We start from the raw sequence: 15,739 nt of genomic DNA, 5'->3' as shown, positions 1-15,739 counted from the left end.
GAGGTATGGCTTGCGCTGACCGGCGCGTCGTAGGCAAGGCGCCATATGACCTTTCGACTCAGTGCGTTCGGCGCCTTGCTTCTTGCTACTCCCGCTTTGGCGCAAACCGCGCCGGACATCATCGTGACGGGCCGAGGCCTTGAGGATCGAGCCGGGGACCGCGTGGCGAGCGTGGTGACGATAGATGCCGACCGTATTTCGGCGAACGCAAGCGATCGGCTGGAAAGCGTGCTTGCGGACGTCGCCGGCCTACAGCAGTTCCGACGCTCGGACTCCCGGTCGGCGAACCCGACCAGCCAGGGCATTTCCTTGCGCGGTATCGGCGGCAATGCATCCAGCCGGGCCTTGCTGATTTTCGACGGTGTCCCGCAAACGGATCCGTTCGGCGGGTGGGTGCCTTTTCCCGCTTATGCCACGGATCGGATCGGCCGGATCAGAGTGTCGCGCGGCGGCGGTAGTGGTTATTTCGGTCCCGGAGCGCTCGCCGGTACGGTGGAGCTGGAAAGCGCCGATCCGCGTGAGCAGCCGGGCATCGCCGGCTCGCTTGCTTATGGAAGCCGCGACTCCCTTGATGCGCAAGCGTCCGGCACGATGTTGGCCGGTGTTGGCTTTGCAACGCTGTCGGCTGCCTATTCGCGCGGCGATGGCTTCGTGCCGACGATCGCGGAAGCGCGCGGCGCGGCGGATCGGCCTGCCGGTTACGAGCAGGCATCGGGAGCGGTGAGAGGGGGACTTCGACTCTCGCCTGATACGGAGCTGCAAGCAAACCTCAGCGCCTTCACCGATCGGCGTGAGCGTGGCACGGCCTTTACGGCAAATCGTAGCGAGGGGGCTGATGCCAGTGTTCGGCTGGTCGGACGGGGAAGATGGGGCTATTCGGCACTTGCCTATCTTCAGACCCGGGCCTTCGCGTCGCAGTTCGCCAGCGTGCCAGCAGACCGGGCGAGCGCCACGCAGACCCTGGATCAATATAACACTCCTGCAACCGGAGTGGGCGCTCGCTTCGAAATCGTGCCTCCTGTTGGCCCGGGGCGTGATCTGCGGCTTGGCATGGATTGGCGGGATGTCGAAGGGCGGACACAGGAAAACTACACCTTTGTCGACGGCTCACCGACGCGGCGGCGGATCGCCGGCGGGAACAGTCGTACGTTGGGTCTGTTCATCGACGGCGCGGTGACGGCGGGTGATTGGACGCTGACGTTGGGCGGTCGCGTCGATCGATGGCGGATCGCCGATGGGCGTTTGAACGAATATACCTTGGCGACCGGCGTGCCACTCACCGACGCGCAGTTCGAAGATCGAACCGGCACGGAATGGACCGGGCGGGCTGGAGTGGCATTCGCCGCTTCCAAGGACATCACGCTCCGCGCGAGCGCCTATCGCGGGTGGCGCTTGCCGACGCTGAATGAACTCTACCGGCCGTTCCGCGTCGGCGCTGATGCGACCGCTGCAAACGCCTTGCTGAAACCCGAGCAGCTGAGTGGCGTCGACGGTGGTGTCACGATCGCTCCCACCGCCGACATTTCGTTCAGTGCAACGGTCTTCTGGAATCGTCTGGAAGACGCCATCTCGAACGTCACCGCCGGCGTCGGGCCGGGAACGTTCCCGGGTGTTGGCTTCGTGGCCGGAACATACCGCGTCAGGCAGAATCTCGATGCGATTGAGTCGAAAGGCTTCGAGCTGGATGCAAGGTGGCAGGCCGGGCCGGTGTTTGCCCTGGCTTCGTGGAGCCACGTCGATCCGCGGGTGGAGGCGACAGGTTTGGCCGTAACGCTGGATGATCTCAGGCCAGCTCAAACCCCATTGGATCAGGTGTCGGGCACGCTTGGCATGCGAAGCGGTAGATGGACGGCGTCAGCTACCTTGCGGCATGTCGCTCGCCAGTTCGAGGACGACCAGAATGGCCGGGAGCTCGCACCGGCAACGACGGTCGACGCGTATCTGGCTGCGCCGCTCATGCCTGGTGTCGCCATGGAGCTGCGCGGCGAGAACCTGCTGGACGAGCAAGTGGAGGCAGGCATCAGCGGTGTTGGCGTGGTGGAGCGAGCCACGCCCCGAACGCTTTGGATTGGACTGCGCATACGGCAGTGAACATTCGGTCGCGGGTGAGGGCGAGCTAGCCTGCTTCGCGCTGCAAATGGTCGATCGCGGTATCGATGCAGTCCATCAGCATGTTGATTGCCGCCGCAGGGGGATAGTTGGGGTCTATGGTGCGACGCTGAAAGACACCGAACGCAATGGTGTGGATCATTTCGGCTACCCGTTCACATCGCTCAAGCCTGACGCTGGTCGGGACAAGTGACTGCAAGGCAGTCGTAAGCGCGCAATGCATCCTTCTCTGCAACCCGCGGGCAATTTCGCCGATTCGTTCGTTGCGCGATGCCTCCGCCATGATTTCCGCAAACAGCCGTCCACCATCGCCTCGCTCCTCACAAGCGACGAAATCCCGGATCCATTTGCGTACCGCTTCAGGATGCCCGCTGTTGTTGGCCGCGCATAGGCCGCTCTCCGAGAGAAACTCTTCGAGGTCTCTCTCGACAATGGCCGCCACGATCGCCTCCTTGTTGGCGAAATCGCGATAGATTTGCCCGACGGCAACGCCTGATGCCTGTGCGATCTGAGCGATGCCGGTGCCATCAAAACCATGGGCGGCGAACGCATCGCGCGCCGCTTGGATCAAGTTCTCACGTCGTGCGTTTGCCCGGCCAGTGCGCGCACTTGGCGGGGCGGTGCTGCACTCGTTGATGGTTCGTCTCCCGTGCTTGACGCTTCGCCCAGTTCGCAGTAGCAGCAAACGTGAGTGAACGATCACTCACATATCACAGAGAACAATATGTCATTCAAGAGGGTCGCGCTCACGGCGCTGCTGCTGGCCTCCGTTTCCGCGTGCGGGGGGCAGAACGATCAAGCCCAGCAAGCGCAGCAGCAGGCGGGCCCACCTCCAGTTGGCTATGTCACGGTGCAGCCGCAGGCGGTAACGCTGACGACGACCTTGCCGGGGCGCACCGCGCCCTATGAGACGTCTGAGGTGCGCCCGCAGGTAAACGGCCTGATCGTCGATCGGCTGTTCAAGGAAGGCGATTACGTGCGCCGCGGCCAGCCGCTGTTCCGCATCGACCAGCAGCCGTACATTGCGGCCGTTGCGAGCGCTCGCGCCGCCCTGGCCCGCGCGCGGGCTGCAATCGCGTCGAGCGCGGCGCTCCAGCGGCGCTATGGCGAGTTGGTCAAGATCAACGCGATCGCGCGCCAGGAATATGAGAATGCGATCACGTCGGCGCAGCAGGCGCAGGCGGATGTCGCTGCCCAGCAGGCTGCGCTGCGAACCGCGCAGATCGATCTCGAGCGCACCACTGTGCGCGCGCCGATCTCCGGCCGTATTGGCCGCGCGCTGGCGACCACCGGCGCGCTGGTGACTTCCGGGCAGACTACGGCGCTGACGACGATCCAGCGGCTCGACCCGATCTATGTTGACGTGCCGCAATCAAGCGCGGACCTGCTTCGCCTGCGACAGTCGATCGCGGCAGGTGATCTGTCGCGCGGCGGCGGAGCCGCGCGCGTGCGCCTGCGGCTCGAGGACGGCTCGCTTTACCCCATCGAAGGTACGCTGCAGTTCGCGGACGTGACGGTTGATCCGGCAACGGGAACGCAGACCATCCGGGCCCTGTTCGACAATCCTCGTGGCCTGCTGCTCCCCGGCATGTACGTGCGCGCCGAGTTGGTCGAAGGAACGCAGGCTGACGGCCTGCTCGTGCCGCAGCGTGCGGTCACCCGCAACGAGCGGGGCGAGCCCACGACGCTGGTCGTCGGCCAGGGCAACAAGGTCGAGCAGCGCGTGCTCAAGGCAGACCGGACGATTGGCGAGAACTGGCTGGTCACGAGCGGGCTGAAGGCCGGCGACCGGGTGATCGTGGAAGGCGGCGGCGGCATGCTGCGACCAGGCGCGGCCGTGAATCCCAAGCCATGGAACCCCAATGCCAAGCCCGCGGCCGGGCAGGGCGGTCAGCCCGGCGCGGGCCAGGCGCAGGGCGGTCAGGGCCAGGGTGGTCAGGGCCAGGGCGGTCAGGGGCAGCCTGGGCAGGGCAGCCAGGCACAGGCGAAGTAATCCCAGATGGCACGCTATTTCATCGATCGACCCATCTTCGCATGGGTGATCGCCATCGTCCTGATGCTGGCTGGCGCCATTGCCATCCGCTCGCTTCCCGTCGCCCAGTTCCCGGAGATCGCGCCGCCAACGGTGTCGATCACCGCAACCTATCCCGGTGCCGACGCCAACACGCTTGAACGCACCACGACGCAGATCATCGAGCAGCAGCTTCGCGGCATCGACAATCTGCGTTACTTCTCTTCGTCTTCGTCCTCGTCGGGCGTGCTCACCATCACGCTGACGTTCGAACAAGGCACCGATCCTGACATCGCGCAGGTGCAGGTACAGAACAAGCTGCAGGCGGCGACGCCGCTGCTGCCACAGGAAGTGCAGCAGCAGGGCATTCAGGTGCAGAAGTCGGCCGCCAGCTTTCTGGTGATCGTGGGCCTCTATTCGCAGGACGGCTCGCACTCGATCACCGACTTGTCCGACATGGTCGTCTCGCGACTTCAGGATCCGGTCAGCCGCGTCAACGGCGTGGGCGAGCTACAGATCTTCGGCTCGCAATATGCGATGCGTATCTGGGTCGATCCGCTCAAGCTCAACAATTATCAGCTGACGATCGCCGATGTGTCGAGCGCGGTACAGGCGCAGAACGCGCAGGTCTCTGCCGGCCAGATCGGTGCGCAGCCAGCACCCAAGGAGCAGATGCTCAATGCGACCGTCTCGGTGCAGTCGCGCCTGCAGACGCCCGAGGAATTCGGTGCGATCCGGCTGAAGACCAATGCTGACGGCGCGGTGGTTCGCCTGCGTGACGTGGCGCGGATCGAGCTTGGTGCGGAGAATTACGGCTTCGACACGAAGTTCAACGGCAAGCCGGCATCGGGCTTCGGCGTCCGTCTCGCCGCGGGGGCCAATGCGCTGGACACTGTGGAGGCGGTGAAGGCCGAGGTTGAGTCGATCGCCAAGGGCTTTCCGGCCGACGTGAAGGTCGTCTATCCGTTCGACACCACGCCGTTCGTGCGCCTGTCGGTGGAGCAGGTGATCCATACGCTCGTCGAGGCGGTGGTGCTCGTCTTCCTCGTCATGTTCCTGTTCCTGCAGAACTGGCGCGCGACGATCATCCCGACCATTGCGGTGCCAGTGGTGCTGCTCGGTACCTTTGCGGTGATGCAGGCCGCCGGTTACTCGATCAACACGCTGACCTTGTTTGGCATGGTGCTCGCCATCGGCTTGTTGGTCGACGACGCGATCGTCGTGGTCGAAAATGTCGAGCGACTGATCGTTGATGAGGGGCTGAGCCCCAAGGACGCAGCGCGCAAGTCGATGGACGAGATCTCGGGCGCGCTGGTCGGCATCGGCATGGTGCTGTCCGCGGTGTTCCTGCCGATGGCGTTCTTCGGCGGTTCGACGGGCGTGATCTATCGCCAGTTCTCGATCACGATCGTCTCGGCGATGGTGTTGTCGGTGCTGGTCGCGTTGATCCTGACGCCCGCCCTGTGCGCCACGATCCTGAAGCCGCACACCAAGGAAAAGAACCAGGGCAACGGCATCTTCGCGCGCTTCTTCCGCTGGTTCAACCGGACCTTCGACAAGGGGACGGCCAAGTACGAGAAGGGCGTCAAGCGTACCGCGCGTAGTTGGAAGCGCTCCATGCTGGTCTATGCGCTGATCGTCGGCATCATGGCGTTCCTGTTCGTTCGCCTGCCCAGCGCCTTCCTCCCCGATGAGGACCAGGGCACTGTGATCGCGCTGGTGCAGGGTCCGGCCGGCGCCACCACTGCGCGCACCGACAAGGGGCTGGATCTGATCCGCAGCCAGTTCCTCAAGGAGCCAGGCGTGCAATCAGTGTTCACCATCAACGGCTTCAGCTTCGCGGGCCAGGGCCAGAACGCGGGTCTCGCCTTCGTCAGTCTGAAACCTTGGGAGGATCGCGAGGGTGCCGAGAACAAGGCGCAGGCGATCGCCGGACGCGCCATGGGTGCCTTCTCGCAATATACCGACGGCATGATCTTCGCGCTGGTGCCGCCGGCGGTGCAGGAGCTGGGCAATGCTACCGGCTTCGACCTCCAGCTGGTCGATACGGCGGGGATCGGGCATGAGAAGCTCACCCAGGCCCGTAACATGCTTCTGGGCATGACCATGCAGGATCAGCGCGTCGCGCAGGTTCGGCCGCTCAGCCTGGAGGATGCGCCGCAGCTCAAGATCGACATCGATCAGGACAAGGCACGGGCGCTTGGGCTCGATCTCGGCACGATCAACTCGACGATCGCGACCGCCTGGGGTGGATCGTACATCAACGACTTCATCGATCGTGGCCGCGTGAAGCGCGTCTATGTTCAGGCGGATACGCCCTATCGCCTGAAGCCCGAGGACCTTGCCGCCTTCTACGTGCGCGGTTCGGATGGCCAGATGGTACCGTTCACCGCCTTCTCGACCATCGAATGGGCCAATGCACCTGTGTCGCTGACCCGCTACAATGGCCAGCCCGCGATGCAGCTTCAGGGCTCGCCGGGGCAGGGCGTTTCCACCGGGACCGCGATGGAGGCGATCGAGGAAATGCAGGCCAAGCTGCCGCCGGGCACGTCGCTTGAATGGACGGGCCTGTCCTATGAGGAGCGATTGTCGGGTGGTCAGGCACCAGCGCTTTATGCCCTGTCGCTGCTGATCGTGTTCCTCTGCCTTGCTGCGCTCTATGAGAGCTGGTCGGTGCCGATCGCGGTGATGCTGGTGGTGCCGCTCGGCGTGATTGGTGCGCTGCTTGCCGCGACGCTCACGGGCCTTAGCAACGATATCTACCTGCAGGTCGGCCTGATCACCACGATCGGCGTCTCCGCGAAGAACGCGATCCTGATCGTCGAGTTCGCCGAAGAGCGGATTGCCGAAGGGATGCGGCCGTTCGAGGCGGCAATCGAAGCAGCTCGGCTGCGTCTGCGTCCAATCTTGATGACCAGCCTTGCGTTCATCTTCGGCGTGCTGCCGCTGGCGATCTCGACCGGTGCTGGTGCGGGTGGACAGAATGCGATCGGGCGCGCGGTGGTTGGCGGCATGCTGTCGGCGACGGTGCTGGCGATCTTCCTGGTGCCGATGTTCTTCGTCGTCGTCTCGCGGCTGTTCGGCCACGGGAAGGGCGACGAGGGCGACCAGAATGTGAACAATTACGAGCCGCTGCGCGACGAGCGTGATGACGGCGAGGGCGATCGGGACCGTGGTCCGGCGCCGCAGGGAGCATGAGTAGAATGAGTGGCCGTTCCCTTCTGGCGGCGCTGGCCGTCGCCACCGCGCTATCGGGCTGCAACCTGGCACCGAAATACGTCCGTCCGGTAGGTGCGGCACCGGCCGCGCTGCCGGAAGGCGGCATCTACCCCAGCGCCGCGACCGATGCGCCGGACGTCACCCAGATCGGCTGGCGCGATTTCTTCCTTGATCCCCGGCTCCAGCAGGTGATCGAGACTGGTCTTGCGAACAACCGCAACCTGCGCATTGCCGCGGGCAATGTGCTTCAGGCGCGGGCGCAATATCGTGTTCAGCGGGCGGACCTGGTGCCCTCGACCACCATCTCCGGCTCGGGCACCTATACCAACAATGCCTTTGGCGCCGCCGGCACCGCCGGTGGCGGGGTTGGTACCGGAACTGGCTCCGGCACCGGTACTGGTACGGGATCAGGAGCCGGCGGGGGCACCGGCGGGGGCACCGGCGTTGGTGCCGGAGCGGGTGTGGGGAGTACCTCGTCCAACCTTGAATTCTATTCGGTCAACGCCGGCTTCTCGCAGTTCGAACTCGATCTGTTTGGCCGGGTTCGCAACCTGTCGCGTGCGGCGCTCGAACAATATTTCGCATCGGAGGAAGCGCAGCGTTCGACTCGCATCAGCCTGATCGCGGAGATCGCCACCGCCTGGCTGACCATGGCGTCGGATCAGGAGCAGCTGCGCATCAGCCGCGAGACGCTGAAGACGTTCGAGCAATCGCTGGAGTTGACGCGTGCGCAGTTCCGCATCGGCGTCGCGTCCGAGCTGGAGGCGCGGCAGGCAGAGACGAACTATCAGGCCGCGCGCAACGATATCGCGACGTTGCAGACCCAGGTGGCGCGAGACCAGAATGCCCTTAACCTGCTGGTCGGCACGACCGTGCCGGCCGAGCAGCTGCCCGCTGCTCTGGGTGCCACGCCTGTGACACGGGACGCGCTGCCGGGTGACCTTTCCTCCGAGGTGCTGTTGCGCCGGCCCGATGTGCTTCAGGCAGAGCATCAGCTGATCGCCGAGAATGCAAACATCGGCGCCGCGCGTGCAGCGTTCTTCCCGCGCATTTCGCTGACGGCGACCATCGGGACCATCTCGACGGCGCTCTCCGGCCTCTTCTCCGGCGGCAGCTTCACGTACAATGCCGCTCCCGCCATTGGGCTGCCGTTGTTCGATGGCGGCCGCAACGCCGCCAATCTCGACTACGCCAAGGCCTCCCAGCAGGTGGCGGTGGCGACGTATGAACGTGCGGTGCAAACCGCGTTCCGCGAGGTTTCCGATGCGCTGGCGCAGCGCGGGACAATCGACGAGCAGGTTTCGGCTCAGACCGCCCGGGCAGAAGCTGCTACCGTTGCCGCTCGCTTGTCCGAGGCACGGTACCGCGCCGGAGTCGATTCTTTCCTTGTGTCTCTGGATGCACAGCGAACCGCTTACGCTGCACAGCAGCAACTGGTGAATACGCGGTTGGCACGTGCAAGCAACCTCGTGGAACTATACCGCTCGCTCGGAGGCGGCATTCGCTGATCAAGTTCAGGCACTTGCAAGTCGGAACGATTTGGATACTCTTCCGTAGTTAGGAAGAGGAGAGAGCCGATGGTGCCGAAAGAGCGCGCGGGCGACGAATCACTGGTGATCTTGCAGAGCTTGCTTTGCCTGCTTCGCGAAAAGAATGTGCTTACCCGCGCCGATATTGAGACCCTTTGTGAGCGGGTTGCCATGCGCGCGAGCCAGGCCGAACGGGATCCGTTTCCGTGCGCAGCGGAGGCGGCCCGAAACGCGGCTGATGAGATGGCGCGGATCGGCGGCTATATTGGGACCCATTACGGCGGGAAGCATCGACGCCTCTGAGTTGACGCAGCCGAGCAGCGCTTGCCCGCGAACCTTATTGCGGGCAGCGCGTTGGCCATGCCGATGAAACTGTTTCACGTAAGCGACGTGCACTTCGGTGCGGAAGACCCGAAGGCGCTGGATTGGTTCGCGCGCTGTGTTGCCGATGAGGCTCCAGACGCTGTTATCATGACGGGCGATCTCACGATGCGGGCCAAGCCCAGCGAATTCGACGCTGGCGGAAAATGGCTGCGCTCGCTGAATGTGCCCGTGACGATCGAGGTCGGTAATCACGACATTCCCTATTATTGGGATCCGCTGCGACGTCTATTTAGCCCCTACAAGCGATATGGTGCCGCGGAACGGTTGATCGAGAAGACGCTCGATCTACCGGGCGTTTCGGTAATCCCGCTCAAGACCACGGCACGTGCGCAATGGCGCCTGAACTGGTCCAAGGGTTATGTCAGTTCGGACGCCCTGGATGCTGCGCTGGAGCTTGCGCACGCGGCACCGAAGGGCAATCTGATCTTCGTTGCCGGACACCATCCTTTGATCGAAGGCGGCACCCGGGGCACCGCAAAGACCCGCAATGGTGAAAAGGCGCTCGCCGCCTTCGCCAAGGCGGGTGTCCATGCGGTGCTTTCAGGTCATGTCCATGATCCGTTCGACAAGCCCGTCGAGTTCGGCGACTGGACCGTGCGCATGATCGGGGCGGGGACCCTTTCGAAAAGGCTTCGTTCCTCCCCGCCTGCGTTCAACGAGATCCGCATTGATGGCGGCCGGTTTGAGACGCTGGCGCGCACGCTCTCGCCCGAGCCGAAGCATCCGATCAGCGAAACCAGTCGCGCCGGCGCTGGTTGATTGCAGATGCATCCGTTTCGGCGAACGGCTTCATTTGTCCATCTGCAGTAAAGGTAGCGGGTCCTAGTCTGCCTTCCCTGGCAGGAGACTGGTGTGAATGACCGTTCGATCGCGCTGAACCGTTTCGGGCTGGGTGGTCGCGCTGATGATCCGGCCATTGATTCGGCTCGGGCATCGGCGCGTGATTGGCTCGTCGCCCAGATGCGTACATATGAGCCGAGCCCTCCGGCGCTGCGTAATGTGGCTCGTACCGACACGATCTTGAACGATCTCGCAGACTATCAGGCTCAGGCTCGCGCCGTGCGCAGGAACAGACCGGATGGGGATAACGCCCAGATCGAGGCAGCCGCAGGCTCGATGGTGGATGAGCGCGAAGTGGCGCTCATCATGCGCAAGGAGACGCGTCGCACGCTGCGATCCTATTATGCTGACGCAGTGGAGGCCCGGGTCCAGGCAGCGTTTGAGACAAGCTCGCCCTTTGCTGAGCGCCTGGCGCATTTCTGGTCCAACCACTTTGCGGTGTCTGCGGACAAGATTTCAGTATCTCCGCTGGCGGGCGCGTTCGAGTTCGAAGCTATTCGGCCGAATGTGATGGGCAAGTTCGGCGCGATGCTGAAAGCTGCGGAGCAACATCCCGCCATGCTGCTCTATCTTGATCAGGCCGATTCCATCGGGCCGGGCAGCCGCTTTGGTCAGCGTCCGCGTGTCGCCGCGCGACAAGGCGGGCTCAATGAGAATCTGGCTCGTGAAATCCTTGAGCTTCACACTCTCGGCGTTCGCACAGGCTATAACCAAGCCGATGTGGTCGAATTTGCGCGCGCGCTCACCGGGTGGACGGTCCCCGGCATCGGGCGGCGGACGGGCGTGCGTGAGGTGACCGGCGGCTTTGCCTTCGTGCCGGAACTGCACGAGCCCGGTACGCGCACGATCATGGGCGGGGCCTATCCGCAAGAGGGGCAGGAGCAAGCCGAGGCGGTTCTGGCCGATCTTGCCCGCAATCCGGCCACCGCCGCCCATATCGCGACAAAGCTGGCGCGACATTTTGCCGGTGATGCTCCGCCGGCGGCCATGATAGAGCGGCTCAAGCAAGCCTTCCTGCGCTCGGATGGCGATCTGCCAACCGTGTACCGCGCCATCATCGATTCGCCCGAAGCTTGGGTTGCCGAGCCGGTGAAGTTTCGCAGTCCGTGGGAATGGTCCGTCGCCGCCTTGCGGGCACTTGGATCCGGCGTTGTGGATTCGGGCGCAAGCTTGGGTCTGCAGGATCAGCTTGGTCAAAAGGTGTGGAAGCCGGGCCAGCCGAGTGGCTTCGACGACACTGCTGCCGCCTGGGCTGGCCCCGATGCGCTGATGCGCCGGGTTGAGGCGGCAGAACGGCTTGCCCAGCGGACCGGTGTGCTGGATGCGAGCGAGCTGGCCGCTAAGCTGTTTGCGGGCTCCGTTACTCAGCAAACCTCGGAAGCGCTGAGAAGAGCGGAGAGTCCGGGTCAAGCGCTCGCGCTGCTGCTCGTCTCCCCCGACATGATGCGGAGGTAAGCGATGCTTGATCGCCGTTCCTTTCTGATCCGTACGACGCTCGCCACGCTGGCCGCCGGTTCTGTTTCTCCCATGGCCTTTGCACGCGCCGCGACGGAGCGGCGCTTTGTCTTCATCATCCAGCGCGGAGCCGCGGACGGCATCGGCATGGTCATGCCGGTGGGAGATCCCGCATACGGCGCTGTCCGCCATCAATATCTGGAAGATGCAACTGCTGGTGTGAAGCTGGACAGCATGTTCACCCTGCATCCGGCTTTGTCGACCGCGGCGGCGCTCTTTCAGAGGCGGCAAGCCTTGTTCGTCCATTCGGTGGCCTCGCCTTATCGCGATCGGTCCCACTTCGATGGTCAGAACGTGTTGGAGACGGGCGGGGCGGCCGCGTACCAGACTCGAGACGGGTGGATGAACCGGTTGCTCAGCCTGCTTCCGCAAGACGGCAATCGAGCGATCGCCGTTTCTGCAACGGTGCCCGCGGCTTTACGCGGCAATCATGAAGTGGCGAGCTACGCTCCCTCCGTTCTTCCCGATGCCTCGGACGATCTGCTGCATCGGGTCACCATGCTTTATCAGGGCGACGCGCAGCTTCATGCGCTGTGGGGCGAGGCGATGGACACGCGGCGCCTGGCAGGCGACCTGGCCGAAGGAAGCGGGCGGGAAGCGGCGGCCACGGGTGCCCTGGCGGCGCAACTGCTGGCGCCCAGCGATGGGGCGCGCATCGCCATGATCGAGACGGGGGGGTGGGATACGCACAGCGCGCAGCGTGCAAGACTGGCGAACGGATTGAAAAACCTCGATGCGATGCTGGCGGCGCTGCAAAGCGGCCTGGGGCCGTTGTGGCAGCAGACACTGGTGCTGGTCGCGACCGAATTCGGCCGTACGGTTGCGGTGAACGGAACCGGGGGAACGGACCATGGTACCGGAACGGCGGCGATGCTGTTTGGCGGCGGCGTTCGCGGCGGGAAAGTGGTGGCGGACTGGCCCGGACTTGCAGCCGCTCAGTTATACGAGGGACGTGACCTTCGGCCGACCACGCGGCTCGACGATGTCATATCCGGCGCAATATCGGCCCATTTCGGCCTGGACCCAGAGCGAACAGGCGCGGTGCTTTTCCCGGCGATCGGCCGACGCGCGCCAATGGCAGGCCTGGTCGCCTGATCGCACCGACCGCCATACGAAAAGCCGCCCGCGTTCAGCAAACGCGGGCGGCTCACGCATGTCGAGAGGGAAGTCTCGAACTTAGTTGGCGGTCAGCACCTGCACCGAGCCGTCCTGCGGTGCGCGGAACGCGACCGGGGTGCCACCGACGTTGCCGGTCACGCGCTCGCCGTTCAGGACGAGGCGGAAGCGGTCACCGCCGACGCGACGGCCGGTGATGATGGTCGAGCCGCCACGGCCTTCGCTGGTCTTGTAAACGTAGGTGTCACGCTCGTGCTGGAACGTCTTCTCGGCCTCGGCCTGCGCAGCAAGCGGTGCCAGAGCGGTCAGGAGAGCGGCGGTGGTGATCAGCTTGCGCATCGGAAATCCTCGGTTAAAAACCTAATCTGTTCGCAGCTGCACAATATGTGCTGCACTGCGGCATTGCGAGCGCAAAAAGCTTTTTGACGGTTGCGTGAAATGCAATCGCCATCAGATTTGTCGATGGCTGCCGCTTGGTCTATCGCGCGCGACTTCACGAACACGATTGGTTGCCATGACGCTCTACTCACGCTTTGCCGCGCATATCGATGCGGCGCTGGACGCCCTTGAAACTGCCGGGGTGTTGACGCCTGGCATCGACCGGCGTGCCGTGACCGTGGAGCCTCCGCGCGATCCTTCGCACGGCGACCTTGCGACGAACGCAGCGATGGTGCTTGCGAAGGCAGCGAAGACCAACCCGCGTGCGCTGGCGGAGAAGATTGCGGCCGAACTTGAGCAGCGGGACGAGGTTGCTTCTGTCGACGTCGCCGGGCCCGGCTTCATCAACCTGCGCCTGACCGATGACAGCTGGCGTGCCGAACTGTCCGCCATCATCGAAGCGGCCGGCGACTATGGCCGCTCCCGGCGCGGCGCGGGGACCAGCGTCAACATCGAATATGTTTCCGCCAACCCGACCGGCCCGATGCACATGGGGCATTGCCGCGGCGCGGTGGTGGGCGATGCGCTCGCCGCCTTGCTGGAGTTTGCCGGCCATCGCGTGATCCGCGAATATTATGTGAACGACGCCGGCGGTCAGGTGGACGTTCTCGCCCGCTCGGCGCACCTGCGCTATCGTGAAGCGCTTGGCGAAAACGTGGGTGCGATCCCGGAAGGCCTGTACCCCGGCGATTACCTGGTTCCGGTCGGCGAGGCGCTGGCGCAGGAGTTTGGCGACCGTTACGTCACTGCTCCGGAGCTGAAGTGGCTGTCGCTGTTCCGCACGCGTGCCGTTGCCGCCATGCTGGCGCTGATCAAGGCCGACCTTGCCTTGCTCGGCATCCACCATGACGTGTTCTCGTCGGAAGCGGAGCTTCAGGCCGCAGGCAAGCCCGAGGCCGCCGAGGCATGGCTGCGCGCGCGCGATCTCGTATACGATGGCACGCTGGAGGCGCCCAAGGGGGAAACGCCGGAGGACTGGGAGCCGGTCGAGCTGCCGTTGTTCCGTTCCAGCAACTTCGGGGATGATCAGGATCGGCCGATCAAGAAGTCGAATGGTCAATGGACCTATTTCGGCGCCGACCTCGCTTATCACTTTCAGAAGGCGCAGGGCGCAGACGAACTGATCGACATCTGGGGCGCGGACCATGCCGGCACGGTGAAGCGCATCCAGGCAGCCGTTGCGGCGCTTACCGAAGGCAAGACCCGCTTCGACGTGAAGCTCGTCCAGATGGTACGCCTGCTTCGCGGCGGTGAGCCGGTGAAGATGTCGAAGCGCGCTGGCAATTTCGTGACGCTTGCCGATGTTGTGCGCGAAGTCGGCAAGGACGTGGTGCGCTTCACCATGCTGACCCGGCGTTCCGATGCGCAGATGGACTTCGACTTCGCCAAGGTGGTGGAGGCGTCGAAGGACAATCCTGTTTTCTACGTGCAATATGCGCACGCCCGCGTCGCCTCGCTCCGCCGGCGCGCGGCGGAAGCCGGGATTGAAACAACGGCAATTGACCTGTCCCGCCTTGATACGGAGGAACTGGCGCTGGTTCAGCTTGCCGCGCAGTTCCCCCGCGTGGTGGAGACCGCGGCGGCCGCGCGCGAGCCACACCGAATTGCCTTTTATCTCTACGACTTGGCAGCCGCATTCCACGCCCTGTGGAATGTCGGCAACGACCGCCCGGACCGGCGCTTCTTGTTGCCGGACGATCACCAGTTGACCGCCGCGCGTCTGTTCTTGGCGGAAGGCGTCGGGCAAATTATTCGCAACGGCCTCTCCATCATGGGCGTGGAGGCGGTTTCGGAGATGTAAGGCATGGCGAGCGACGAGATCGACCTGCGGGACGAAGACCGGCTGCCGTGGCTGGAAACTGTTGAACCGGACGAGCCGGAAGGGCCGGGTATCTTCCGTGTGGTCGTTCTGGTGGTTGTCGGGCTTGTCCTGCTTGCCGCGATCGTTTTTGCCGTGCTGAACTTTCAGCAGCGCACGCCTGACGGCCAGGGCGAGCTGATCGCCGCGCCCGCAGGGGATTACAAGGTGCGGCCGGACGATCCGGGTGGGCTTCAGGTCGAAGGCGAGGGCGATTCCGCGATCGCGGCAAGCGCCGGTTCAACTGCGGCGGCCGCGATCGACCTGAAAGCCGTGCCCGAAACGCCGATTGACGGGCGCCGGGCGAGCGGTGCCGCTGCTCCCGTGACCGGCGGTAGCGCGCGCACCGTGGCGGAAGTGCCAGGCTCCGGCGGTCGTCTCACCGCGACCGCGCCCATGTCTGCCCCGAAAAGGGCAGTACCGGGCGAGGCATCCGGTGGGTCGCTGGTTCAGCTTGGCGCCTTCCCCAGCGAGGCTGCGGCAAACGCCGCATGGAGCGCCGTCGCCAAGAGGTTCTCCTATGTCGCAACGCTGGGCAAGACCGTCCAGTCCGCCGAGGTGAATGGCCGCAAGGTTTACCGTCTCAAGGTGAATGCCGGCAGCGCCGATGCCGCTTCGGATCTTTGCGGGCGGCTGACCGTGGCCGGCGAGAAGTGCTTCGTGACGAGCTGAGCGCGCGCTACGGCTTTCCCGCGCCGGCCAACCATGGCCGGCGTGCGG

12 protein-coding genes are annotated in these 15,739 nt (G+C 64.4%); 10 read left to right on the top strand and 2 right to left on the bottom strand.

Annotation, left to right across the window (positions count from 1 at the left end; genetic code table 11):
• Positions 1-45 precede the first annotated feature (45 nt).
• A complete protein-coding gene (locus BMX36_RS05400) occupies positions 46-2,091 on the top strand; it encodes a TonB-dependent receptor (RefSeq protein WP_093063925.1) in 2,046 nt (681 codons plus the stop codon).
• Positions 2,092-2,116: 25 nt separating this feature from the next.
• Here BMX36_RS05400 and BMX36_RS05395 read toward each other — a convergent pair whose 3' ends face one another.
• Entirely contained in the window at positions 2,117-2,680 is a 564-nt protein-coding gene (locus BMX36_RS05395) for a TetR/AcrR family transcriptional regulator (RefSeq protein ID WP_177179028.1), read from the bottom strand.
• 153 nt (positions 2,681-2,833) lie between these two features.
• Between BMX36_RS05395 and BMX36_RS05390 the strand changes: the two genes are divergently transcribed.
• From BMX36_RS05390 to BMX36_RS05360, 7 genes are all read left to right on the top strand, one after another.
• Positions 2,834-4,102, top strand: a complete 1,269-nt coding sequence (locus BMX36_RS05390; protein WP_093063923.1) for an efflux RND transporter periplasmic adaptor subunit — start codon at positions 2,834-2,836, stop codon at positions 4,100-4,102.
• A gap of 6 nt (positions 4,103-4,108) precedes the next feature.
• Positions 4,109-7,318, top strand: a complete 3,210-nt coding sequence (locus tag BMX36_RS05385; protein WP_066777802.1) for an efflux RND transporter permease subunit — start codon at positions 4,109-4,111, stop codon at positions 7,316-7,318.
• Positions 7,319-7,323: 5 nt separating this feature from the next.
• On the top strand, positions 7,324-8,847 hold the full coding sequence (locus BMX36_RS05380) for an efflux transporter outer membrane subunit (protein WP_371262801.1): 1,524 nt from the start codon (positions 7,324-7,326) through the stop codon (positions 8,845-8,847).
• A gap of 69 nt (positions 8,848-8,916) precedes the next feature.
• The gene (locus tag BMX36_RS05375) at positions 8,917-9,171 is read left to right on the top strand and encodes a hypothetical protein (protein WP_066777798.1); all 255 of its coding nucleotides are present in this window, start codon (positions 8,917-8,919) and stop codon (positions 9,169-9,171) included.
• Between the two features lie 63 nt (positions 9,172-9,234).
• Positions 9,235-10,011, top strand: coding sequence for a metallophosphoesterase family protein (locus tag BMX36_RS05370; RefSeq protein WP_066777834.1), 777 nt, complete (start codon positions 9,235-9,237; stop codon positions 10,009-10,011).
• Between the two features lie 93 nt (positions 10,012-10,104).
• Positions 10,105-11,547: a DUF1800 domain-containing protein gene (locus BMX36_RS05365; protein ID WP_093063921.1), complete on the top strand. Its 1,443-nt coding sequence runs from the start codon at positions 10,105-10,107 to the stop codon at positions 11,545-11,547.
• 3 nt (positions 11,548-11,550) lie between these two features.
• On the top strand, positions 11,551-12,702 hold the full coding sequence (locus tag BMX36_RS05360; protein ID WP_093063920.1) for a DUF1501 domain-containing protein: 1,152 nt from the start codon (positions 11,551-11,553) through the stop codon (positions 12,700-12,702).
• 81 nt (positions 12,703-12,783) lie between these two features.
• Here the strand turns inward: BMX36_RS05360 and BMX36_RS05355 are convergent, their stop codons facing one another.
• Positions 12,784-13,062 carry a hypothetical protein gene (locus BMX36_RS05355; RefSeq protein WP_066777793.1) on the bottom strand — a complete coding sequence of 93 codons (279 nt, stop codon included), beginning with the start codon at positions 13,060-13,062 and terminating at the stop codon, positions 12,784-12,786.
• A gap of 175 nt (positions 13,063-13,237) precedes the next feature.
• Between BMX36_RS05355 and argS the strand changes: the two genes are divergently transcribed.
• The gene (argS, locus tag BMX36_RS05350) at positions 13,238-14,962 is read left to right on the top strand and encodes an arginine--tRNA ligase (RefSeq protein ID WP_093063919.1); all 1,725 of its coding nucleotides are present in this window, start codon (positions 13,238-13,240) and stop codon (positions 14,960-14,962) included.
• A gap of 3 nt (positions 14,963-14,965) precedes the next feature.
• Positions 14,966-15,691, top strand: a complete 726-nt coding sequence (locus tag BMX36_RS05345) for an SPOR domain-containing protein (RefSeq protein WP_093063918.1) — start codon at positions 14,966-14,968, stop codon at positions 15,689-15,691.
• The last annotated feature ends 48 nt before the right edge of the window (positions 15,692-15,739 follow it).

Source organism: Sphingomonas sp. OV641 (assembly GCF_900109205.1).
Classification (GTDB): Bacteria; Pseudomonadota; Alphaproteobacteria; order Sphingomonadales; family Sphingomonadaceae; genus Sphingomonas.
Note: the sequence above shows the minus strand (reverse complement) of the source record. Positions and strands in the feature narration are given on the sequence as shown.